Here is a 22,135-nt window from a genome sequence, read left to right as displayed (position 1 = left end):
CTCACGCCTGCAGGGGAGGGGCACACCAGTTTTAAGGAGTGCTCTATGAAAACGAATAAACGCAAGACCACTGCCACGGTTTGTAAAAAGCCGGCGGCACGCAAAACCTCCTCCTCCGGCAAACGTCGCCAGGCAGGAACGGTCGCGACGAATGCCCTTACTGGCGGCGGCGATATTTACCGTCTGGTCACTGACCGGATCATTGTCGCGCTGGAAAACGGTATACCCCCCTGGCGACGGCCGTGGCGAAATGCGCAGCAGGGGATAAACACCCTGATGCCGGTCAACGCACTAACCGGCCGGGACTACCGCGGCGTGAATGTTCTGCTGCTGTGGCTGGCGGCTGAAGAGCGCGGTTTTACCAGCGACCGCTGGCTGACATACAACCAGGCACAGGAGGCCGGAGGTCAGGTTCGCAAGGGCGAAACCGCCACGCTTGCGGTGATATACCGCGACTGGTCAAAGCAGGCAGAAGACAGCAACGGCAATAAGCTGTTTGATGCTGACGGTAAGCCGCAGATGGAAACGGTGCCGATGTTGCGTCAGTTTCCGCTGTTCAATGCCGAACAGTGTGCAGATCTTCCCGACCAGGTGCGTGGCACTGCCACAGCCATCCGTCCACAGGAGGATTTCGCTGGCGTCAGTCCGGCACAGCTGCAGCAGGTTCTGTCGGTGGTGAACGCCACCGGCGTGCAGTTTTCACCCAGACCGCAGAATCGGGCGTATTACCGTGCCGCCACAGACCAGATAGTGCTGCCACTGACATCGCAGTTTGATGCTGAGGGTGATTACTGGTCAACGGTGCTTCACGAGCTGGTGCATGCCAGTGGCCATGCGAAGCGACTGAACCGTGAAGGGATAACGCGGGCGTCAAAGAAATTCGGCGACCCGGTGTATGCCATCGAGGAACTGATAGCTGAAATCGGCAGTGCTTTTCTGTGCGCACATCTCGGGATAACCGGTGATTTGCAGCATGAAAGTTATATTGACGGATGGCTGTCAAAACTGAAGTCCGACAAAAAGGCGCTGTTCAGCGCCTGCCGGCAGGCCCGGGAAGCGTCGGAATATTTACTCGCGCCACTCAGCCTTCAGGCTGAGACGGCGTAACAAATCCACCGGGTGGCGGCAGTAATACAATCGTCACCCTCCCGTGAGGGCATCGTTCCTCACGGGATGATGCCCTTTTTTTTACTGAAAAGAGGAGTATCAACTTATGTCTGAATGGTGCCAGAACCGTTTTGAAATTACCGGTAAATCTGTCTGTATCGATGTGCTGTTGCAGTGGATAAATGGCGCAGATACGCCGCGTTATCGCCACGCAATACTGCAGAGCATACAGCTGTTCCTGGCCGGGTGCGCGGGGATACTGAAACCGGTGCGAACCGTCTCGTATGCCCCCTTTCAGGGGTTGGTTCGGCATGGTGTCGGGCAGTCGACGGCCGCTAACCTTGCGTTTGAGCAGTGGCTGGAAATGCTGCAGAAAGACGTGGCGCTGGATACGGAGACAATACGCCGGATTGACCGGTTGTATCACCAGTCCGGCCTTGGGGCGCTGAAGTGGGAAAATATCCCTCAGGCGTCACGGGACATCATGGCGACGCTGATGAAAAAGCAGTATGCGGACTGGTTCGGTCTGGCTGGCATGAGCGATGAGCCTGATGCTGTGGTTTGCTGGGAGCGTCTGCGGGAATACCCGGAACGGTCGCAGCCCTGCGATATGCTGATGGTTATTCCGACGCGGCTGGCCACTGAGCTTAATGGCTCCAGTGGGCTGCTGGCGGGAATATCCACCACGGTCAGCTTCTACAGCCGTATTTACGGTATGGAGTGGCCAGCCGGGCATAATGTAAACCTGCACCGTCATGCTGCTAACGGGCTAACGCTGCGGCTGGATTCACCCTGGTATCCACCGTCAGGTGAGGTGGTGGCCGTTATCTCCGCTCTCTTTGAGTGCGAAGTGAGGCACACGTACAGCGAACCGGTCAGCGGTCTCAGTGGTTATGACTGTTATGACCTTGGGGCGCATGTGGATGGCCACCAGGGTTTGCCGGCGGAAACGCTACCGCCCGCTCCGGCACTGTATCTGGTCAGTAGTGAACAACCGCATCTTGGACCAGAGACGGCTGGTTACAGCGAAGTCCGTGGATAACCGGTTTCTGACCATTTAACCGCGCTGCAGCCTTCACCGGCTGCAGCTTTTTTACCCTCAGGGGAACACTGTTCTCCTGCCCGGGATACGTGTTCCTCTTTTTTATGGAGAATGCGTATGACCGGTTTAATTGATCATGAAAAAGCGTTTATCTCACTTTTTAATCAGACCGCACGATACTATCACCGCCATAAGGTATTCGAAGATTTTGTCAGCTGCAGCGTTATTGCGCTGGAGAACCGTCTCTGTTTCAGCGAAAAGCGAGAAGCTAAATATCTTCGAATAATCGGTGGTTATGAAAAGCCGGATGTTGTCCGTATGGCGCAACTGCTGGCTCATGTGGTTAACGGGCTGCAGAATGGGTTCTGTGATTTTCTGGGTAACGTATTTATGCAGCTGGAACTGGGCGATAAGTATCGCGGCCAGTTCTTCACCCCCTGGGATGTGGCCAGAATGATGGCGCAGCTGCAACTGGGGGATGTGAAGGCTATGTTTGATGAAAAGCCTTTCATCACTCTCAGCGAGCCTGCCTGCGGTGCCGGTTGCATGGTACTGGCTTTTGCCGATGCTCTTAACCAGGCAGGCTATGCGTCACACCGCTATCTGTGGGTTTCCGCGACGGATATCGATCCGCTGGCCGCTGGCATGGCCTACATCCAGTTATCACTCTGCGGCGTGGCCGGCGAGGTCGTCATTGGCAACGCATTGTGTGATGAACGGCGGCGGGTACTGCTGACGCCGGGCCATTATCTCGGTAACTGGTCGCTCCGTCTGCATTCACTGCGAAAAAAAGTCGCATAATTACACCATAGCGCTCCCGCCCGGGAGCGTTTTTTATGTCCCGTATTTAGGCCGATGCCGCCTTGGCTTTTGCAGAGCCGGTCAAATCCTATAAGCTCTCTCTGTGTCTGAGGAACCGCTTTAGAGCAGAGCCTTCTCCTCATTCGTTATAACCCACTGGTATAATTGTCTTAGGAACAGGAATCGCCTAACTATCTAACATTTGGTTTGGAGCAACTCTGTCCTTTTTAGTCATTCTTACTGCGGCCTGGCAATAATATTGCGATTCAAGATGGTTCAAATGAAGTCGATTTGGAAGTAGCATAACCGTCAGAGATGTGAATTATTCACCATGTAAATCAGATTAAGATTAAATTTCCCTCTGGGGCTTGAAATCAAGCGAAACATCCCCAGCTTAGCTTTGTTCACAACAAATGCGGGGTCAATATGAGTCTTCAAAATAAATTTAAGAATTTTCATGATGCTATCAAGTTAGGAAGAAAAGACCTAGAGTACACGACGGCCCGTCTCAAGGACGATAGCATTACTGCCGATATCGTTGAACGATTCAAAGAGGATGGATATCCGGTCATTGAGGATTTCATTCAAGGATCTTTGGCGACCTTCACGGGTATCCGGGAAAAAGGGCAGGATTTCGATATTGACCGTGCAATCGTAATCGAAGCGGAGCTGGCTCCAGAAAACCCGATAACCCCCAAGCTTGCAGTTCTTGAAGTGCTGGAAGACCGAGGTTTTAAAAATGCTAAGATCAAAAAACCTTGTGTGACTGCGGATTACAAGGCTGATGACCTTCATATCGATATCCCAATTTACCGCAAGTATGATAACGGGCAGTACGAACTAGCCGTTGGCAAGAGACATTCAGATGAGGATAATCGTGAGTGGGCCAGAGCAGCGCCACGTGAACTTATCGATTGGGTGAATAATTATGACGCTAATGAAACTTATGGTTCGAATAAGCATGACCAGTTTCGGCGTATTGTCAGATACCTCAAGCGCTGGAGAAATTTTACATTTGGCGATGATGTACGCCGTAAAGTCCACTCAATTGGTATCGCGGTCATGGTCAAGGAATCCTTCGACTCCTCCATCAACGATGAAGGCTTTCCAGATGACCTCACTGCACTGAGAAAGACGATCAACCACATGCTTAACTATCGTAGCTATTTCACTCAGGTTGGTGTAGATAAATATAGTGTTAATGTTACGCTTCCAGTGAGCCCCTACAGAGATATTTTTCATAGCAGCAGTATCGTCACGGGAACACAGTTTCGCAATAAGCTGAGCGCACTGTTGAAAACCTTGGATAAGGTTGCTGATGAAGAGCAAGAGTCCAAACAGTGCGAGTTGCTGCGAAGTGTATTCGGTGAAGATTTTCCTGAGTGCGCTGAAACATCATCTGCATCGTCAGCTGCTGTTAAAACTGTTTTCGCATCTGCCGGAGTAGTGGGGACATCGCAAGGCGCATGAATTATTCAGTCATCCTGGCTCACTTGAATGAATGCGGATACAAGGTATCCGCAATTCCATCAAAGACGGCAGAGGTCGGATTTTTAACCGTCGAACTGGTGATAAACGATATGCCAGTTACTCTTTGGCATATCGCTGTTCCTGAACTCACAAAAATGCCCAGTTTTCTCCTGGCCGATCCATTAACATTGCCCAGGCTTGCGCACACTGCGTTCTATCCTGAAAGCAAATTTGCAAGCATTTGTGTGAATGTACCAGACGCAGTATCAGTGAATTTTGAGTGCCCTGAGCTAGCCTTCGAAGAATCGCTAAAACGTCATGTCTCTTTATTAAGTCAGGCTTTAACCGATAGTGAATGGAATACAAAGGAATTACTTCGGGAATTTGAAGCTGGCTGGTTGAATATCGTTGAGCCGGACACAACCCCCTTTCTCTGTTTAACTGAAAGCGAAACACCAGAAGAGTTGTGCGTTCTGAAGCCGAGAAAAGGCAGCGTAGGTTTGGGAAAATATCATTTAGGGTATGCGGAGGGGGCTGTCCCGGATAATATTTTTTCACCTATCAATCAGCTTCTACAAGATCGCCAGGCTGCAAAAGGTAACGGGTTCGTCGTACCGTTGAGCGTGACAAAACCTGCTCCATGGAAAAAAGATGAACTTACTGACTGGTATCTAGACCTGCTGTCAGATCTACCGACGAATATTCAAATAAAACTAACTCAAAAATTTGCTCAAAAGCGATCACATGAATTTTGGCTAGTCTTTAATGCCCAAACTCCCTCTGGAATCACATGGTTTGGAATCCATTTCTCCCAAAAGAACTCCAGCAAGGCTCGAAAAACCTTGCCTTTTAAGCATTCACATATGGCCGAATGGATGCTTGAACCGGTCATCGTATTAACTTTTAATAAAGAAAGGATTATGCCAAGGAGTGGAGCGGAACAATCCCTTACTAGCAAAAAAGTTATGCTTGTTGGATGTGGTTCTGTTGGGGGAGATATTGCAGATAAACTTGCAGCCTCTGGCGTTGGTCATATAGATTTATATGATCCAGATACCCTTTCCCTGAATAATATTTATCGTCACATTCTGCCACCTCAGTATGTCTCATTCCATAAACCGAGTGCATTGTGGCACAGTCTTACCAGTAAATATCCATGGCTCGAAATTGGAAGTTACACTGGTAAACTACTTGATTTGAGACGTCGTGACTTACTGATGAAGTATGATCTTATCATCATAGCGATAGGATCTCCCACCCAGGAACGATTGTTTCATGATTATTTGATTAAAGAAAAGATTAATATCCCAGTTATTAACACATGGGTTGAAGGGTATGGCATAGGTGGGCACGCCGTTCTGGCGATCCCAGGAACAAAAGGATGCTTACGCTGTTCATATGTTGATCCAGCTGATTTTTCAAGAGGATTGGCTTCAAACTTGAATTTTTTGGCTCCGAATCAAGATTTGACTAAAAACCATGCTGGATGTGGAGATGCGTTCCTACCATATTCATACATAGCCTCAACTCAGACTGCTCTTATCACCGCTAATCTCGGAGTAAAATATCTTCTTAATAAGATTCGAGAATCATCCAGAGTGAGCTGGAAGGGGAGTCCTGAGGATGCGATAGCAAATGGATTCAAATTAAGCGGAAGGTATTACGCATTTACCCGTATATTAGAAGTGCTACCCTTGCTCAATGAAGAGTGTGATATCTGCAATGGATAATGCTGATGCGCTAATTGTTGATACCGAACATTTTTGTCTCCACATTTCAAAAAAAGTGATTGGGATCTGGCAGGGGTTTCGACAGTTTAAACCAATGGATCCAGAGGCATTTGGAGTGCTCGTTGGCGACAAAGAACTTGAGATTGAACGTTACGGATTAGTTGAAATCACGGTACCACAAAAAGAAGATCGATGTTCAAGAATGAGTTTTACTCTCAGAGATCCCGAGCATCAGCGTATTGTTGATCGCTTGTATAATGATTCTGAAGGTCAATTGATTTACTTTGGTACGTGGCATACACATCCTGAAAAAAATCCCCACGCTTCATACATTGATATAAGGGACTGGAAACAATGTAGGTTACGGAATCCTGTACAAAGGCTTTTTTTTATAATAATTGGAACAGAGAAAAACGCGCTTTACTATTTTGAAGGTGAAAATATTTTGCGACAGGAATTCTGAGGAGAAGAAATGAACAATGCAACACTAATGTATCTGATAAAAATTATTTTTAGGCCGAAAGATCAGTTGTCCCGACTGACGTTTGGGGTGCTTAAAATTGGAATGGCGGGATTAGTTGGAGGGGGGGGAGTTAATCTTGTTTTCTCAGAAGAATTTCTTAAGAAACATGTTAATATCATCGATGGATTAACGTTTACTTATCAAAAGTGCTCTGATCTTGCTCTTTTTTTTGGTGTGATTTTTCTGGTCGCTGGGTTTGGTCTGTGGGGGATTTGTGCTTATTTCGCTCTTCGAGATTTGAATAAGCGAGACATTGCTCTTATTCGTGCGTATGGGTTCGAAAATACTGATTCACAAGCTGCGGAGAAAATGCTCTCTTCCAGAGAAAAAGCAAAAATATTATATGTGGACTTTAAAGCATTTGATTCAAGGGATAAAAATAACAATCTATCCAATGCAGGTTTTATTCGGCAAATAATTCAAGAAAGAATATATCACACCGATGCGACAATTGCTTATGTTGCTGCACTTGGCAGTGTGCCATATCTGTATATGGTCGGTAGCTTCATGACGGATGGGCACTTACCATTAAAGTTGTTTGATTTTGACCGGGATAAAAGAACTTTTCACCCTCTTGATGCACCGCCGACAAATGCAAAGTTAGTAAAATGCTACAGCGGTCAGAATATTCATGATAGTAAGTGTGTGCCATCAAATAATGGAAAGGTTATCGGTCTTGCAATTTCATTTACGATGGAAATTTTAGAGAAAGACCTTCCTGTTGAATTTATGGGACATACTTTACATGTTCAACTGAGTACAGGATTCCGATTTGATAATCTCCCCGCGGAGGACGAGCAAGAAAAAATAGTGAAGGAACTTAGCTATATTATCTCTGAGTTAAAAAAACAGGCAGACGAAGTGCATCTTTTTGTGTCTGCACAAGCATCGGTAGTCGTACGACTTGGTACTCTTTACCAGGAAGGCTTGCATGGTGTTATAAATATTTGGCATTGGGATGCTATAGCTAATCATTATGAATGGTGCTTGAAGATCACCAGTAAAAGCGTAAGTTGACTATGTGGTTACTCCCGTTCGGGAGCGTTTTTTATTTCTGAAAGTAGGTATCTGGTTTTTTGTCGCCGCAAGCTTCTCCGAGTGACAGTGTGGGGGCTTTAACTGTCTCTCCCGGAGAACCCAATGACCAGGAAAACCACACCAGAACAAAACGCCATCATCACATGGCGGGGTAATCAGCTCGTGGTCAACGCGTTTGCCGGCACTGGTAAAACCACCACACTGGTGCAATTCGCTCAGGCGAACCCGGACAGCAAAATGTTGTACCTTGCCTACAACAGAGCCATCCGCGACGAAGCCGAACAAAAGTTTCCCTTCAACGTTGAGTGCAAAACCTCCCACCAACTGGCCTGGTCGCATTTCGGCCGACATTTCAGGAATCGGCTGACAGTAAATCTGCGTATTACCGATGTGGCCCGAAAGCTGAATACCCGGCACTGGCCGCTGGCGCGTCTGGCGCTGACGGGGCTGAATGCGTTTCTCTGTAGTGCTGAGCCGGAACCCGGCATTATCCATCTGCCGGCAGAGGATGAGCGCCATGGACTCTCTGTAGATAAAATTCTGGGGGCCGTACAGGTTCTCTGGTATGAGGTGAGTCGTACCGAATCTGATTTCCCGATCACGCATGATGTTTACCTGAAGCTTTTTCAGCTTTCCGGCCCGAATCTTGCCAGTCAATGGGACACCATTCTTTTTGATGAGGCCCAGGACGCCAATCCGGTCACCAGTGCCTTTGTCCTGAGTCAGCCCTGTCGGGTTGTGCTGGTTGGCGATCGCTACCAGCAGATTTATCGTTTTCGTGGTGCGGATAATGCGCTCAGTTCTCCCCGGCTGGAACAGGCCGATCGGCTGTGGCTGACGACCAGCTTCCGGTTTGGCCCTGAGGTCGCACAAATGGCTAACGTGCTGCTGGCCATGTCCGGGGAGGAGATGAAAGTCACCGGCAGCGGTGAGGATGATGACGTGGTTACGCATCTGCCTGCTGACGTACCCCATTTCGCCGTGCTCAGCCGGACGGTATCCGGTGTGATTGGCGCTGCGCTTTCTGCCAGTCTGCAGGAGAGAAAAGTCTTCTGGGTGGGGGGCATTGAAGGGTACAAAACGGAAGAACTGGAAGATCTTTACTGGTTCTCTGCCGATATGCCTGAACGGATGCAGTCCCCTCGCCTTGGTCAGGATTACCGGGACTTTGAAGAATATTGCGCCATTGCAAAGGCGACGCAGGATGTGGAGATGAATCAGGCCATCCGGTTGCTTGATGAGTATTTTCCGCTGCCGCAAAAGCTGGCCATTATGCGCCGTCAGGTTGTGACGCATGAAAAGGATGCGCAGGTCACGGTTTCCACCGCGCATCGCAGTAAGGGGCTGGAATGGGATGTCGTTGTACTGAATGAGGATTTTTGTGATATCACCGACCCGCTGCTCTCTGCAGAGGAGCGACAGGACGAAACCAATCTGCTGTATGTGGCCGTGACACGCGCCCGTAAGACCCTGGTGCTGAATGAGCTGATGCTGTGCCTGAAAGCAGGTGAAGAGCAGAAAGATGGCGGACAACCTGCAACAGGGGACATGGAGAACGATGAGGGAGACGCGATTTTCCCATGTTAAATAAAATTAAAACCTTATTGTCTCGTACGCCGACTGTCACAGAGTCATCCGACAAACTCCCCGTTTCGGTGCCGACGGGGTATTTCTCTCCGGTTAAGGCTGAGGAACTGATCATCAGCGCAATACGCCAGGATGCCCTGCAGAAAATCCGGGAAAATAACGCGCTGTCGGGCGAAGTATATCAGCGACTTTATCTGACTCCAGTGCACCTCCTGCTTGAACGAACCCAAAATGTACCAGCGGCACCTGACGGCCGGTGGGCTTATGCAGGGGGATTTGGTGATTTAAGCCTGCGTTTTACTGCTTACGCCGTCAGGCTTGCCCGGGGGTATATGTTTCCACCGGGTGCGGCACCGGAAGAACAGGCTGCGCAGGGGGTTATCTGGCAGGCCGTTATTTTCTGGGCCGCGTTATGTTATCACCTGCCATTACTGGCCAGTATTGAAGGCGAAACCACCAGTGGCGCCAACTGGCAACCGGGCATATCTGTGCCGGATGCGCCTTATCGCTTCCGGTTTCGTCCTTCTCTCCCGAACGCACATGATGCTTCTGCTCTGGCGGCGCTGGCCGCCGGTCAACTGATGCCCGCCGAAGCGATAAACTGGCTTTCAGGTACCTCCGCAGCGTTGTTCAGTCTTGCCAGTGCATTCCGCAATGGTTCTCCGGATATGCCCCTTATCAGGACGTTGCTCGACCAGGCGGCAGAGAAGGTTGACTCGCCGGTACTCCGTAAGGAGACAGGTGAATCGTCTGTGGCCATTGCACCGCCAGATTCAGTGACGCCGCAGGAGGGCGTATTGTCTGTTCAGACGGACGATAATTTATCCTCTTCTCCGGTGGAACTGGTCGCTTCGGAGCTGATGACGTCACTCAACGATACTGGTGGTGGGGACAGACAGCCACCGCAGAACGGGGCAAGTACAGTGGAGTCGCCGGAAGAACCGGATAACGCCAGCCCGGGCCTGGGGGATGCCGATATGCTGCTCAGTCTTTTTTCCGCAGTGGCGGGTGCAGAAGCCACGGAGGTTGCAGATGACGTTGATGTGAATACGCCTGCCACGGTAGCGCCGGATGAAATGGTGCCCGTCGGGAAAGACGTTCCTGATGAGCCAGTTGAGAGGGAAGATGCCCCCCGGCATAACGATACCGGTGCTGGCTGTCTGTTGCATGGCACAGAGGAAGTGCAGGGCTACCCGGTTAATGTCGGTGCCGATGCCCGACGATCGGGCGAGGATTTTCTCGCCTGGTTGTCTGACGGCATAGTGTCCGGCAGGATCACCGTCAATCAGCATGACTCACGGGTACATTCCGTTGCCGGCTTTATTTACCTTCTGGTACCGGATATTTTCTTTCTTTTCCTCAAAGATACCGGAAGTGACAGTCACAGGGAGCAGATTCAGACGTCGTTTGAAAAACTCCAGTTACATCGTGTTCGCAAGGGGGAACGTTTTACCCGGGCGAAACTGTACTGCTCAGAAGATAAACAGGGGCGGTTCAGCAGGGTTAATGGTTATCTTATCAAAGCTGCCCGTCTGAAAGGCGTGAGACCTCAGGAGGACAGCAAACTCCTTTTCTTTCCATAGGGAATATACACACAGGGATCTCTACAGGGATCTGTTCTGGTTTTTTGGGAGAAGAATAAGATGCGTAATGAAATAACCTGGGATGAACTGCTTGAAGAATATTTTTTTGCTCACCGGCTGAGACCCGCGACTGAATGGAGCTACAGCAAGGTTGTCAGAGGGTTCAGGCGTTATTCTGGCGATACCCTGCCAGCGCAAATTACGCACCGTCAGGTGCTGGAGTGGCGGCGTTATCTGCTTCAGGAGGAGCAGCAGTCGGCGCAGACGTGGAACAACAAAATTGCACATCTGCGGGCGCTCTATAATTACGGGATGGAACATGAAATCCTTCCCCCGGGGAAAAATCCCTTCAATAAAAGCAATGTCCAGCGGGATACCAGGAAGAAAAAAACACTTACGCGATCGCAGTTGATTCGTGTTTATCTGGTCATGCAGCAATTTGAAGAGGCTGAACGGGCAGGGCACGGTATCAGAGGCGGGCGTAATGCGCTCTGGCCAGCGTGGTACTGGCTGACAGTTCTGGATACATTCAGATATACGGGAATGCGGCTAAACCAACTGCTGCATATCCGACTGGGTGACATCAATCTCAGTGAAGGGTATCTGGAACTCTGCCTGGAGGGCAGTAAGACACACCGTGAATGGCGGGTTCCCATTGTCAGTGCGTTGAAGCCCAGGCTGCATCACCTGATAGAAAAATCAACGGAACTGGGGGCGGGAAACGGAGATTATCTGTTTGATGTGAACCGAATTCAACTTAAGCGTCATGTGGAATGGGATGCCGCTAAGGTCCATCAGAAGATCCGATCATTTTTTCGGCGTCTGTCGAAAGAGAGTGGTTTTACCGTGTCGCCACACCGTTTTCGCCATACGCTGGCGACGGAACTGATGAAATCACCTGAACGAAATCTTCAGCTGGTAAAGGACCTTTTGGGGCACCGGAGCGTCAGTACAACGATGGAGTATGTGGAGCTGAAGATGGATATCGTTGGAAAAACACTCGAAGCTGAACTGTCACTTCACACAGATGTTACAGGCGAAAGAAATTTACACCTGTTGACACAAGCGTAGTTGACTGGGATGATTAACGGTGATCGAGAAAAGGGAGCCTGGTAGGACAAGCTCCCTATCTTGAGGGACAAGTTCTGGATATATCAACCAGTGCAAACGCTCTTGAAAACACCGGAGGACATTCCGTATGACCGGACCCTGCATTTATCGCCCGTTAAGGATCTCATCTCTTAACCAGCGTGCTTTGATGCAAATTAGTGGTGCCCGGACTCGGAATCGAACCAAGGACACGGGGATTTTCAATCCCCTGCTCTACCGACTGAGCTATCCGGGCAACGGGGCGCATTAAACCTTACGGGCTAAAAAGCGTCAACGGCTTATTACAAAAAAAAGACCGATTGCGCTATTTTCCATCAACGGTGATTAAAACAGTCTGTTAAGTATCCACTCTTAAGGGTGAAATCCGGTTAGCAGGGGGGGTACGCCGTATTTTTGAATGGAATTATAACAAATTGCTCCATCTGAATGTGGGCTGTTTCACTGGGTTTTGTTGTGTGATTGACAGATATATTTCAGTTTTTCTCAGTTCCGGTTCAGGACTGTAATCCTGCTCCTGTATCTGTTTTTCATCGGACCGATCATTTGCGTGAGCGGCACCTAAGTCTGGCATTTGCTCAGCAAGCTTAAGGCAGCGCACCATCTGTAATTAGCGTTGTGAGCGCGATGAGGACGTTCCCGGTTGCGGTAATGCCATTTTGCCAGTTGGCCATTTGTAGCGTTTTCCCCTCCGCAGTCGCTGCTGAATTTACCCGTTCACAGTCAAACGATGCCTGCCAGCTATACAGTTCAGTGTGATGAGCAAATTATTTTTAAATCAAATAAAAAAGCCCCCGTCGGCCTGAATGCTAAACTGCCTTGAACCTGAAAAAGAAAAGTGCCATTATTGCGCTCTTTCTGACGTATGGCGTTTGCCGTCATTATCCCAACCTGAGGTCGCTGCCATGCAGAATACCGCTATGCCAAACAGCCACCGTCAAATCAGCGTATATCCTTGTCAATCCGATCATCAACATGTGTTGAAAAAATCACTCATCATGCGGTGAGGCTTTTGTGGGCTTAACTTATGGCCACCAGTAAGAGCAGGGTCTGTCTGATTTTACTGATGTCTATTGGTGTGGGCTGAATTCCATTACCTGAAACCACTCTGACACCTTTCGCCGGGTAAGGGCTGTTGCCTTTTCCCATTGCTGTGCCACTGGCACCCACTCATCCTTGACGCCTGAGGATTTGTGTTATGACACCGTTGAAAATTGCAGCCAGTACCACCGTGGCTATTCATCTCCAGACCGGTCGTGAGGTCGTCACGCTGGAAAAAACCGATTTTACTGATATCGCGGCAGTGGTTCTTTCCGTGGCAGATTCACGCAGCGGAATGCTTTCATTACTGCGGCATACTGGTTTTAATTTACCTGTGTTTATCTCTCTTGATTCCCCGGACCAGGCACAGGATTTGCCTGAAGTGACCGGCTTGCTGACCGGTGCGGCAGATGACGCTATTCGCCTGGAAGCGGCGGCTTCAGCCTATCAGACAGGTCTGTTACCGCCGTTTTTTAACACGCTAACCAAGTATGTGGCGATGGATAACAGTACCTTCGCCTGTCCGGGCCATCAGGGCGGGGCGTTTTTTAAAAAGCACCCGGCTGGCCGCCAGTTTTACGACTTCTTCGGTGAGAATATTTTTCGTGCCGATATGTGTAATGCCGATGTCAAGCTGGGTGATTTGCTCATTCACGAAGGCTCAGCCAAACATGCCCAGAAATATGCGGCAAAGGTGTTCAACGCAGATAAAACTTATTTTGTGCTTAATGGCACCTCCAGTGCGAACAAGGTCGTCACTAATGCGTTGCTGACGCGGGGCGATTTGGTGCTGTTTGACCGCAATAATCATAAATCAAATCATCACGGTGCGCTGATCCAGGCTGGTGCAACGCCCGTTTATCTGGAAGCAGCACGTAACCCCTTCGGTTTTATTGGTGGCATTGATGCGCGGTGTTTCGATGAAGGTTACGTGCGCCAGCTAATAAAACAGGTGGCCCCTGAGCGAGCCGGAGATGCCCGGCCATTCCGGCTGGCGGTTATCCAGTTGGGGACTTACGACGGCACGGTTTACAACGCCCGTAAGGTCCTTGACAGCATTGGCCATCTCTGTGACTACATTCTGTTTGACTCTGCGTGGGTCGGCTATGAGCAGTTTATTCCGGTGATGCAGGCCTGCTCTCCGCTGCTGCTGGATCTGAATGAAAACGATCCCGGTATTTTTGTTACTCAGTCTGTGCACAAGCAGCAGGCGGGCTTCTCGCAAACGTCGCAGATCCACAAGAAAGATAACCATATTCGCGGTCAGCAACGTTTTTGCAGCCATAAGCGTCTGAACAACGCCTTTATGTTGCATGCGTCAACCAGTCCATTTTACCCGCTGTTCGCGGCGCTGGATGTTAATGCCAGGATCCACAAAGGTGAAGCCGGTCGCCGCCTGTGGCATGAATGCGTTACGCTTGGGATAGCGACGCGTAAAGCGATTATGGAAAAATGTTCCATGATCAAACCCTTTATTTCCGACAGGGTTGATGGCAGAACGTGGCTGGAGACGCCAACAGAAGAGATCTCGACCGATCCGCGCTATTTCAGTTTTGAGCCGGATGCAGCATGGCATGGTTTTGCCGGATACCAGAAAGATCAGTATCTGATCGACCCGTGTAAGCTGTTACTGACCACTCCGGGAATTGATGCCGCCAGCGGTCAGTATGCTGATTTTGGCGTACCGGCGACGATTCTGGCTAACTACCTGCGTGAGAACGGTGTGGTGCCGGAAAAATGCGATCTGAATTCGATTCTGTTTCTGCTTACCCCGGCGGAGAGCAGTGAGAAAATGGCGCATCTGGTGGCGAAACTGGCACAGTTTGAACAGCATCTGGAAGAGGATGCGTTACTGAGCGATGTACTGCCGACGATTTACCGCAGAAATGCGGCACGTTATGCCGGTTATACCCTGCGGCGCCTCTGCCTGGAGATGCACCAGCTTTATGTCAGCCATGGCGTGAAAGATCTGCAAAAGGCGATGTTCCGCCAGCAAAGTCTGCCTAAAGCGGTGATGAATCCGCAGGATGCCAATGTGGCGTTTATTCGTGGTAACGTCGAACTGGTGCAAATTGCGAAAGCGGAAGGGCGTATTGCCGCTGAAGGGGCGTTGCCTTACCCACCTGGTGTGCTCTGCGTGGTTCCGGGAGAAGTGTGGGGCGGGGCGGTGCAGCGCTATTTTCTGGCGCTGGAAGAGGGCCTCAACCTGCTGCCAGGTTTTTCACCGGAATTGCAGGGCGTTTACGCAGAAGCAGATTCAGAAGGCGTCAAACGGCTTTATGGCTATATGATTAACGACTAAAAGGTCAGGGGACGCGCCCGGCGTCCCCACTGGACGGTTAACAAGTTACTTTTACCCTGTAATCTTCTCTTGCCTGGCGTATTATCGCTTTTGCAATCCATTTACCAATGTCCTGCAAACGATCGTTATCAGCCCCCCAGATATCTTTCATCACCAGAAAAATTTCTGAACCGTACACCAGTGACAGTGACTGGACGACCCGTTCTATCATTTCTGGCGGCAGCTCATTTTTTAACGGTTCCACAACCTGTTGCAGTAACGCTTTCCTGTTGCCTCTTACCAGCCGCTCTTTTTCCGGGTGCCTTGCCGATTGTGACTGCGCCCACTGAGTCAGTGACAGATGCAGCGCGGCACGCAAGGTGCCTTCATGTTCAAGCATTTTTGGGAAAGCAAAACTCAGCAGTTCGTCGATGCGATCTGAGACATCCTCACGGGTTGGACGCCAGCTTTTTATCGGGCTGAGTGTTTCAGTCACAATGGCAGACACCAAAGCGCTCTGCGTTGGAAAGTAACGGTAAGCCGTTGCTCTTGAGAGTTGGGCTTCTGCGGCAACTTCAGTAATTGATGGGAAAGCGCCGCTGTCGAACATCCTCATTGCCGTTGCAATAAGTAAGCGACGTGTTCTGGCGCGTGTGGCGGTTAACGGTACAGCCTCAGCGGGATCCCTTTGCTTCACAATAACCTCATTAAATGGTAAAATTATTTATTAATCAATAAGTTGACTTAAGTATGATAGTGAACATCATCTTCCACTCTGGTACAGTCGGCGTTTTTTCACTAAAACGTAGCTAATTCCCTCTGAGACGTATATTCCATTCAATTGATTTATCATTGATGGAGGTGATACTGTTATCTCTTAACTCAGGATTTAAAAACGACCTGATGTTATTTGCATCTTTATCGTATTTTAATCAAGTCTTTATTATGTCTGATAACAGGGTGTTGTTACGACTATGACCAATAATACCGGCTATATCTATGCTGTTGCGACCGCAGATACTAAAGGAAATGAACTGTTTTACGTCAGGGAATGTATCGCCAGAACAGGTGCTGAAGTTTTAACAGTAGACCTGTCAACTCAATCAGTTAGCACCGCTTTTGCGGCGGACTTTCCACCCGAACTGATTGCCGATTTTCATCCGCAAGGGCGTGACGCTGTGTTTTGTGGCGACCGTGGAAAAGCCATTAACGCGATGGCACTGGCATTTAAGATTTTCCTTAGCAGGCGTTCTGACCTGAACGGGGTGATTGGGCTGGGAGGATCGTGTGGCACAGCGTTAATTACACCTGCGATGCAGGCGTTGCCGATTGGTGTGCCTAAGGTGATGGTGTCGACCATGGCTTCCGGCGACGTTTCTGCTTATGTGGGTGCCAGTGATATCAACATGCTCTATTCGGTGACGGATGTATCCGGGCTGAATCGTATTTCCCGCCGGGTATTGGGCAATGCAGCCAACCAAATCGCCGGGTCTGTGCTGTTTGGCGTGGAGAGCGACACAGAGGATAAACCGGCGCTGGGCCTGACAATGTTTGGCGTCACCACACCTTGTATTCAACTGGTGAGTGAGAAGCTGGAAAAAGATTACGACTGTGTGGTTTTTCATGCCACCGGCAGCGGCGGAAGGGCAATGGAAAAGCTGGTTGACAGCAGGATGCTCAGTGGGTTGTTGGATATTACTACCACAGAAGTGTGCGATTTGCTTTTCGACGGTGTGCTGGCCTGTGATGAAACACGCTTCGATGCGGTTGCACGCAGCAAAATTCCCTGTGTTGTCTCCTGTGGCGCGCTGGATATGGTGAATTTTTCTCATCCTGACACCGTGCCGGAAAAATACGCCGGAAGGCTTTTTTACCACCATAATGCTCAGGTGACGCTAATGCGTACCACGCCGGAAGAGAACGAAGCGATGGCTAAGTGGATAGCAGAAAAACTTAACCGCTGTGATGCGGATATGGCGTTTCTTATCCCTGAGGGAGGCTTCTCAGCGCTGGATGCGCCCGGTCAACCTTTCTGGTCACCTGAGGCTGACCAGGCTTTTATCACCACCCTTGAAGCTCACCTGCAACAAAGTGAACGGCGTAAAATAGTGCGTCTTCCTTACCACATTAATGCCCCTGAATTTGCTCTTGCAGCGGTACGTCAGTTCCGGCAGTTCGCAGAGAAGGAGTTCTGAGTATGTCTTTTACCCGTCAGCAAATACTGACAACATTCAGAGAGATGATTGCCCGTGGTGAACCAATCATCGGCGGTGGTGCTGGGACAGGCCTTTCAGCAAAATGCCAGGAAGCGGGCGGTATCGATCTGATCGTTATCTACAATTCGGGCCGCTATCGCATGGCCGGGCGTGGTTCGCTTGCTGGTCTTCTGGCCTACGGTAATGCGAATGATATTGTGGTGGAAATGGCGAAGGAGGTGTTACCGGTCGTGAAAAATATGCCGGTGCTGGCCGGTGTTAACGGCACCGATCCTTTCTGTCATTTCGATAAATTTCTCGACGATCTTAAGGCTATGGGTTTCTCCGGCGTGCAGAACTTCCCGACAGTGGGTCTGATTGACGGCAATTTTCGCGCGAATCTGGAAGAGACCGGCATGGGATATGGGCTGGAGGTGGAAATGATACGCCTTGCGGCGGAGAAAGAGCTGCTGACCACACCTTATGTTTTCAGTGGTGAAAATGCCATCGCCATGACTGAAGCCGGTGCTGATATTATCGTGCCGCACATGGGATTGACCACCGGTGGTAGCATTGGCGCAGAGACAGCGCTTAATTTATCGGACTGTGTGTTGCTTATTAATCAGTGGGCAGAGGCGGCGAAAGAAGTACGCGAGGAGATTATTGTGCTCTGTCATGGCGGGCCGATTTCAAGCCCGCAAGATGCACAATATATCCTCGACCACTGTCCATTGTGCGATGGTTTTTACGGCGCAAGCTCGATGGAACGTTTGCCAACCGAGGTCGCACTCACCAAAACGACAAGGCAGTTTAAAAATATAAAGCGTTAATACTTACCCATGCCAGGGATCATATTACCGTCTGGCGGATCGCAAGATCCGCCGTTTTATTTCGCTTTTCAGTAACGGTGATAGCTTTTCTGAGCATTGCTAACCTTATACAGATAACGACGAGATTCTGCAGAAGGATGGTTACTGGTCAGGGTTTGATACACCTCTGAAGGTGACAGATTGTTGATGGCACTGAAGGCACGGGTTTTGTCGTTTGAGAACACTCTCAGCACGCTTCCCGCACCACCGTTATAGGCGGTGATCACCGCGTAGCGACGCGATGTTGGATTAACAATTCCCGACAGATAATTGTCCTGCAACAGCGAAAGATAAGCCGTACCGGTATCGATATTATTTTGCGGATCGAACAGGTAGCCGCGGCTGGGCTTGCCCCATTTCCCTTTCATGCGGAACACGTCTACCCCGGCAGTGTGCTGTACCACCTGCATCAGTCCCAAAGCATCGGCATTGCTGACCGCATAAGGGTTGAAGCTTGACTCGATTTGCATAATGGCAAGGATCAGTGACTGGTCGACACCATATTTGGCCGCTGCTTCCCGCACCATCGGCAGGTACTTGTGTGCACGTTTGTCAAGGTGGTTTGGCACCATTGGAATGGTAACCGACCAGATGACATGAAGTCCTGAACTTCGGCGTTGCAGTTTATTCTGGATCAGATAATCGGCAAAGCTGGCAGCACGTCCCTGCCAGCGGATGGGCTGCCCGGTATTGTCGAGCACCTGTCCGTACAGCAACGGTTCTTTACCGATCTCAATATCGTTAGCATCGGAATAGAGATCGACATTGCTGGGGTCATCACCGATTAACAACGTAGTAATAATCGCCTGGCGAAGACTGGCCACGGGATCTGTCCCGGCAATTGTTTCAATGGTGATCGTACCGGCATCAAAGTTAATATGGCTGCGGGTGTAATATTGATCGCTGTACTTAACATAGTCTTTCGGACCGGCAATCAGTACTTCGTTGATACCCCAGATATTTTCAATATTGTGGGCAAACTGCCCCATCAAAATGTCAAATCCATTGGTGTCCTTGACCCACTCTTCATGAAAGGCTGGCTTTTTATTGCCGGAACAGGAGATCAACAACGGTGCGATGACCAGTAAACTAATCAGCTTTTTCTTCATTATGTCGTGCTTCGCCTTAATTAAGAGGGCCTCAGCGGTGAGGCCCGACAATTATTCTTCTGGCGGGGTGTAACCTTCGATGTGAACATCGTGGCCTTCGAACAGAAATTTCACCATTTCCTGCTCCAGCTGTTTACGATCTTCCGGGTTCATCATGCTGAGTTTTTTCTCATTAATCAGCATGGTCTGTTTGCTCATCCATTGCGACCAGGCTTCTTTCGAGATTTCATTATAAATGCGTTTACCAAGTTCGCCCGGATACAACTGGAAATCCTGTCCTTCAGCATCACGTTGCAGGAACGTACAAAAAATAGTTCTGCTCATTACTTTTCCTCTTCTACTGTCGTATGCAGATCCATCATACTTTGTTGCGGCTTACCCAGCTGCTTCAGCAGGCGTTCCACCGGGGCAGCCAGCCCGACGGACGGGGGCAGCGCTAAGTTATACCAGAGACCTGCACCTTCATCCATTGCCGATCCTGTTGTCGTCAGCCGCAAATGCACCGGAATGATATCCAGATGAAAATGGCTGAAGGTGTGGCGAAACGCGATGTCCTGTTGCAGGTTTTTACTGTCAATATGCCGCTCACCCAGCCACTCCAGCATGTCTGTCTGGCTGCTAAACTGCGGGAAGCAAAACAGACCGCCCCACAGCCCCACCGGAGGGCGTTGCTCCAGCCAGACGCTGTCATCATACTGTATCATCAGCATCCAGCCGGTACGTTCCGGTAGTGTTTGTTTTGGTTTTTTGCCTGGATACTCCGCCCAGCGACCGCTGGCATAAGCCATACAGCCAGCGTTTAGCGGGCAAATTTCACACTTCGGTTTAGTCCGGGTACAAACTATCGCACCGAGATCCATCATCGCCTGATTAAACTGGCTGACCCCGTTAGCAGGAGTGACGTGTTCACTGATTTGCCACAGCCGTGATTCCACCTCTTTGCGCCCCGGCCATCCTGCAACGGCATAACAGCGGGCCAGCACACGCTTCACGTTGCCATCCAGAATCGGAAAATGTTGTCCCAGAGACAGCGAAAGGATCGCGCCGGCTGTGGAACGTCCGACCCCCGGCAGCGCTACCACTTCATCATAGGTGTGCGGGAAGTTGCCATTATGCTGTTCCGCCACCTGCACGGCGGCGCGGTGTAAGTTGCGTGCGCGGGCATAGTAGCCAAGCCCGGTCCACAGGTGTAGCACTTCATCCAGCGGAGCAGCAGCCAGATCGGTAACAGTGGGAAAGCGGGACATAAAGCGTTCAAAATAGGGCTTGACCGTTGTCACCTGGGTCTGTTGCAGCATCACTTCAGAAAGCCACACTTTATAAGGAGTTTTCTCCCGCTGCCAGGGAAGATTTTTGCGGCCAAAGCGCTGATACCAGCCAAGGACATGGCTTGCAAACTGCGATGCCTGCATCATTTCAGATAAAATCCCGCAAAGTTGAAAATCAGGCTGGGATTCCAGCACAGAGCAACTAAGCTGTAAACCGGAAGTTTCCGGGCTTGCTTAACCGCCGTAACTTTGCATAATGCCCGTTTTCCGCATAGCGCTGACCAACAGGCAAAAACATGAAGAATGATGTCATTTCACCGGAGTTTGATGAGCACGGTCGCCCCTTGCGCCGTATTCGCAGCTTCGTCCGCCGCCAGGGCCGTCTGACCAAAGGCCAGCAGCACGCGCTTGACCATTTCTGGCCGCAGAAAGGGGTGGAATATCAGCCAGAGCCTGTTGACTTTCCAACGCTTTTTGGCCGGGATGCGCCGGTAGTGCTGGAGATAGGCTTCGGGATGGGGGCCTCGCTGGTTAGTATGGCCCAGGCCAACCCGCAGCAGAACTTTCTTGGTATTGAGGTACATTCACCGGGGGTTGGCGCCTGTCTGAGCGCCGCCGATGAGGCAGGCGTGGAGAATTTGCGCGTAATGTGCCACGATGCGGTGGATGTGCTTAACCATATGATCCCGGATAATTCGCTGCGGATGGTGCAGCTGTTTTTCCCGGACCCGTGGCATAAAGCGCGCCATAATAAACGCCGGATTGTGCAGATACCCTTTGCTGAACTGGTGCTGCGTAAGCTGAAGCTTGGGGGTGTTTTTCATATGGCAACTGACTGGCAGGCCTATGCTGAACATATGCTGGCGGTAATGCATGATATTGCGGGATACAAAAATCAGTCGGAAACACAGGATTATGTTCCACGTCCGGCTTCACGCCCACTGACCAAATTTGAACAGCGTGGCCAGCGCCTTGGCCACGGAGTCTGGGATTTGATGTTTGAGAGGATTAAATAATGGCCATCCAACGCAGTCGCCGTTTGCGCAAAAAAATGCATCTGGCTGAATTTCAGGAGTTAGGTTTTTCCATTGGTTTTTCTTTTCCTGAAGGGACCAGTGAAGAGACTATTGATGCCACGCTTGATGCGCTGATTAGCGAAGTGATTGATCCGAATGGTCTGGCGTTTGACGGCAGTGGCTACCTGCAATGGGAAGGGCTAATTTGCCTGCAAAAAATCGGAAAATGCACCGAGGAGCACCGTGAAACAGTGCGTAAATGGCTTTCCGATCGCCAGCTGAGCAATATTCAGGTCACCGAACTTTTTGACGTCTGGTGGGACTAACCAGACAGAACTGATATCCTTCAGGGCCACGCTTGCGTGGCC

Annotated in this window: 19 protein-coding genes and 1 tRNA gene; 15 read left to right on the top strand and 5 right to left on the bottom strand. The window is 50.1% G+C overall.

The features are described from left to right. Window positions 1-45: 45 nt before the first annotated feature. From EB241_RS17300 to EB241_RS17255, 10 genes are all read left to right on the top strand, one after another. Window positions 46-1,107: an ArdC family protein gene (locus tag EB241_RS17300; RefSeq protein WP_124234346.1), complete on the top strand. Its 1,062-nt coding sequence runs from the start codon at window positions 46-48 to the stop codon at window positions 1,105-1,107. A gap of 106 nt (window positions 1,108-1,213) precedes the next feature. Continuing rightward, a complete protein-coding gene (locus EB241_RS17295; protein WP_124234345.1) occupies window positions 1,214-2,149 on the top strand; it encodes a DUF1281 domain-containing protein in 936 nt (311 codons plus the stop codon). Window positions 2,150-2,266: 117 nt separating this feature from the next. Then, window positions 2,267-2,950: an N-6 DNA methylase gene (locus EB241_RS17290; RefSeq protein ID WP_124234344.1), complete on the top strand. Its 684-nt coding sequence runs from the start codon at window positions 2,267-2,269 to the stop codon at window positions 2,948-2,950. Window positions 2,951-3,376: 426 nt separating this feature from the next. After that, complete coding sequence (locus EB241_RS17285; RefSeq protein WP_124234343.1) at window positions 3,377-4,420, top strand: nucleotidyltransferase domain-containing protein; 1,044 nt, start codon at window positions 3,377-3,379, stop codon at window positions 4,418-4,420. Next, window positions 4,417-6,150, top strand: coding sequence for a ThiF family adenylyltransferase (locus tag EB241_RS17280; RefSeq protein WP_124234342.1), 1,734 nt, complete (start codon window positions 4,417-4,419; stop codon window positions 6,148-6,150). Before EB241_RS17285 ends, EB241_RS17280 begins: the two co-directional genes overlap by 4 nt. Further along, window positions 6,143-6,613 carry a Mov34/MPN/PAD-1 family protein gene (locus EB241_RS17275; protein WP_124234341.1) on the top strand — a complete coding sequence of 157 codons (471 nt, stop codon included), beginning with the start codon at window positions 6,143-6,145 and terminating at the stop codon, window positions 6,611-6,613. The genes EB241_RS17280 and EB241_RS17275 overlap by 8 nt, the downstream gene beginning before the upstream one ends. A 9-nt stretch (window positions 6,614-6,622) precedes the next feature. After that, entirely contained in the window at window positions 6,623-7,690 is a 1,068-nt protein-coding gene (locus tag EB241_RS17270; protein WP_124234340.1) for an SAVED domain-containing protein, read from the top strand. A gap of 123 nt (window positions 7,691-7,813) precedes the next feature. Continuing rightward, complete coding sequence (locus EB241_RS17265; RefSeq protein ID WP_124234339.1) at window positions 7,814-9,298, top strand: UvrD-helicase domain-containing protein; 1,485 nt, start codon at window positions 7,814-7,816, stop codon at window positions 9,296-9,298. Then, window positions 9,292-10,881: a TraI domain-containing protein gene (locus EB241_RS17260; RefSeq protein ID WP_124234338.1), complete on the top strand. Its 1,590-nt coding sequence runs from the start codon at window positions 9,292-9,294 to the stop codon at window positions 10,879-10,881. The genes EB241_RS17265 and EB241_RS17260 overlap by 7 nt, the downstream gene beginning before the upstream one ends. Window positions 10,882-10,941: 60 nt before the next feature. After that, window positions 10,942-11,952 carry a tyrosine-type recombinase/integrase gene (locus tag EB241_RS17255; RefSeq protein WP_124234337.1) on the top strand — a complete coding sequence of 337 codons (1,011 nt, stop codon included), beginning with the start codon at window positions 10,942-10,944 and terminating at the stop codon, window positions 11,950-11,952. A 198-nt stretch (window positions 11,953-12,150) separates the two neighbouring features. Here the strand turns inward: EB241_RS17255 and EB241_RS17250 are convergent. Continuing rightward, window positions 12,151-12,226, bottom strand: a tRNA-Phe gene (locus EB241_RS17250). Between the two features lie 960 nt (window positions 12,227-13,186). Between EB241_RS17250 and EB241_RS17245 the strand changes: the two genes are divergently transcribed. Further along, window positions 13,187-15,331, top strand: a complete 2,145-nt coding sequence (locus EB241_RS17245) for an ornithine decarboxylase (RefSeq protein WP_124234336.1) — start codon at window positions 13,187-13,189, stop codon at window positions 15,329-15,331. Window positions 15,332-15,368: 37 nt separating this feature from the next. Here EB241_RS17245 and EB241_RS17240 read toward each other — a convergent pair whose 3' ends face one another. Next, the gene (locus EB241_RS17240) at window positions 15,369-16,007 is read right to left on the bottom strand and encodes a TetR/AcrR family transcriptional regulator (RefSeq protein ID WP_124234335.1); all 639 of its coding nucleotides are present in this window, start codon (window positions 16,005-16,007) and stop codon (window positions 15,369-15,371) included. Window positions 16,008-16,284: 277 nt separating this feature from the next. On the opposite strand from EB241_RS17240, the gene EB241_RS17235 reads away from it, so the two are divergent. Both EB241_RS17235 and EB241_RS17230 read left to right on the top strand, forming a co-directional pair. Further along, window positions 16,285-17,505: a Tm-1-like ATP-binding domain-containing protein gene (locus tag EB241_RS17235; protein WP_124234334.1), complete on the top strand. Its 1,221-nt coding sequence runs from the start codon at window positions 16,285-16,287 to the stop codon at window positions 17,503-17,505. 2 nt (window positions 17,506-17,507) lie between these two features. Further along, entirely contained in the window at window positions 17,508-18,335 is an 828-nt protein-coding gene (locus tag EB241_RS17230; protein WP_124234333.1) for a phosphoenolpyruvate hydrolase family protein, read from the top strand. A gap of 68 nt (window positions 18,336-18,403) precedes the next feature. On the opposite strand, the gene mltC is transcribed toward EB241_RS17230, so the two are convergent. The 3 genes from mltC to mutY are packed head-to-tail and all read right to left on the bottom strand — an operon-like array spanning window position 18,404 to window position 20,898. Then, complete coding sequence (gene mltC, locus EB241_RS17225; RefSeq protein ID WP_124234332.1) at window positions 18,404-19,483, bottom strand: membrane-bound lytic murein transglycosylase MltC; 1,080 nt, start codon at window positions 19,481-19,483, stop codon at window positions 18,404-18,406. Between the two features lie 51 nt (window positions 19,484-19,534). Next, on the bottom strand, window positions 19,535-19,807 hold the full coding sequence (locus EB241_RS17220; protein ID WP_124234331.1) for an oxidative damage protection protein: 273 nt from the start codon (window positions 19,805-19,807) through the stop codon (window positions 19,535-19,537). Then, on the bottom strand, window positions 19,807-20,898 hold the full coding sequence (gene mutY / locus EB241_RS17215) for an A/G-specific adenine glycosylase (protein ID WP_124234330.1): 1,092 nt from the start codon (window positions 20,896-20,898) through the stop codon (window positions 19,807-19,809). The genes EB241_RS17220 and mutY overlap by 1 nt, the downstream gene beginning before the upstream one ends. Before the next feature lie 149 nt (window positions 20,899-21,047). Between mutY and trmB the strand changes: the two genes are divergently transcribed. Next, entirely contained in the window at window positions 21,048-21,767 is a 720-nt protein-coding gene (trmB, locus tag EB241_RS17210) for a tRNA (guanosine(46)-N7)-methyltransferase TrmB (RefSeq protein ID WP_124234329.1), read from the top strand. Next, complete coding sequence (locus EB241_RS17205) at window positions 21,767-22,093, top strand: YggL family protein (protein WP_124234328.1); 327 nt, start codon at window positions 21,767-21,769, stop codon at window positions 22,091-22,093. The genes trmB and EB241_RS17205 overlap by 1 nt, the downstream gene beginning before the upstream one ends. Window positions 22,094-22,135 lie beyond the last annotated feature (42 nt).

Source organism: Erwinia psidii, assembly GCF_003846135.1.
GTDB lineage: Bacteria > Pseudomonadota > Gammaproteobacteria > Enterobacterales > Enterobacteriaceae > Erwinia > Erwinia psidii.
Note: the sequence above shows the minus strand (reverse complement) of the source record. Positions and strands in the feature narration are given on the sequence as shown.

Excerpts from the sequence above, each read along its gene's own strand:
- EB241_RS17245 (WP_124234336.1), top strand. The coding sequence starts at position 13,187 with ATGACACCGTTGAAAATTGCAGCCAGTACCACCGTGGCTATTCATCTC.
- mutY (WP_124234330.1), bottom strand. The coding sequence starts at position 20,898 with ATGATGCAGGCATCGCAGTTTGCAAGCCATGTCCTTGGCTGGTATCAG.
- EB241_RS17255 (WP_124234337.1), top strand. The coding sequence starts at position 10,942 with ATGCGTAATGAAATAACCTGGGATGAACTGCTTGAAGAATATTTTTTT.
- EB241_RS17205 (WP_124234328.1), top strand. The coding sequence starts at position 21,767 with ATGGCCATCCAACGCAGTCGCCGTTTGCGCAAAAAAATGCATCTGGCT.
- EB241_RS17285 (WP_124234343.1), top strand. The coding sequence starts at position 3,377 with ATGAGTCTTCAAAATAAATTTAAGAATTTTCATGATGCTATCAAGTTA.
- trmB (WP_124234329.1), top strand. The coding sequence starts at position 21,048 with ATGAAGAATGATGTCATTTCACCGGAGTTTGATGAGCACGGTCGCCCC.
- EB241_RS17230 (WP_124234333.1), top strand. The coding sequence starts at position 17,508 with ATGTCTTTTACCCGTCAGCAAATACTGACAACATTCAGAGAGATGATT.
- EB241_RS17260 (WP_124234338.1), top strand. The coding sequence starts at position 9,292 with ATGTTAAATAAAATTAAAACCTTATTGTCTCGTACGCCGACTGTCACA.
- EB241_RS17235 (WP_124234334.1), top strand. The coding sequence starts at position 16,285 with ATGACCAATAATACCGGCTATATCTATGCTGTTGCGACCGCAGATACT.
- EB241_RS17220 (WP_124234331.1), bottom strand. The coding sequence starts at position 19,807 with ATGAGCAGAACTATTTTTTGTACGTTCCTGCAACGTGATGCTGAAGGA.
- EB241_RS17300 (WP_124234346.1), top strand. The coding sequence starts at position 46 with ATGAAAACGAATAAACGCAAGACCACTGCCACGGTTTGTAAAAAGCCG.
- EB241_RS17265 (WP_124234339.1), top strand. The coding sequence starts at position 7,814 with ATGACCAGGAAAACCACACCAGAACAAAACGCCATCATCACATGGCGG.
- mltC (WP_124234332.1), bottom strand. The coding sequence starts at position 19,483 with ATGAAGAAAAAGCTGATTAGTTTACTGGTCATCGCACCGTTGTTGATC.
- EB241_RS17295 (WP_124234345.1), top strand. The coding sequence starts at position 1,214 with ATGTCTGAATGGTGCCAGAACCGTTTTGAAATTACCGGTAAATCTGTC.
- EB241_RS17290 (WP_124234344.1), top strand. The coding sequence starts at position 2,267 with ATGACCGGTTTAATTGATCATGAAAAAGCGTTTATCTCACTTTTTAAT.
- EB241_RS17275 (WP_124234341.1), top strand. The coding sequence starts at position 6,143 with ATGGATAATGCTGATGCGCTAATTGTTGATACCGAACATTTTTGTCTC.
- EB241_RS17270 (WP_124234340.1), top strand. The coding sequence starts at position 6,623 with ATGAACAATGCAACACTAATGTATCTGATAAAAATTATTTTTAGGCCG.
- EB241_RS17280 (WP_124234342.1), top strand. The coding sequence starts at position 4,417 with ATGAATTATTCAGTCATCCTGGCTCACTTGAATGAATGCGGATACAAG.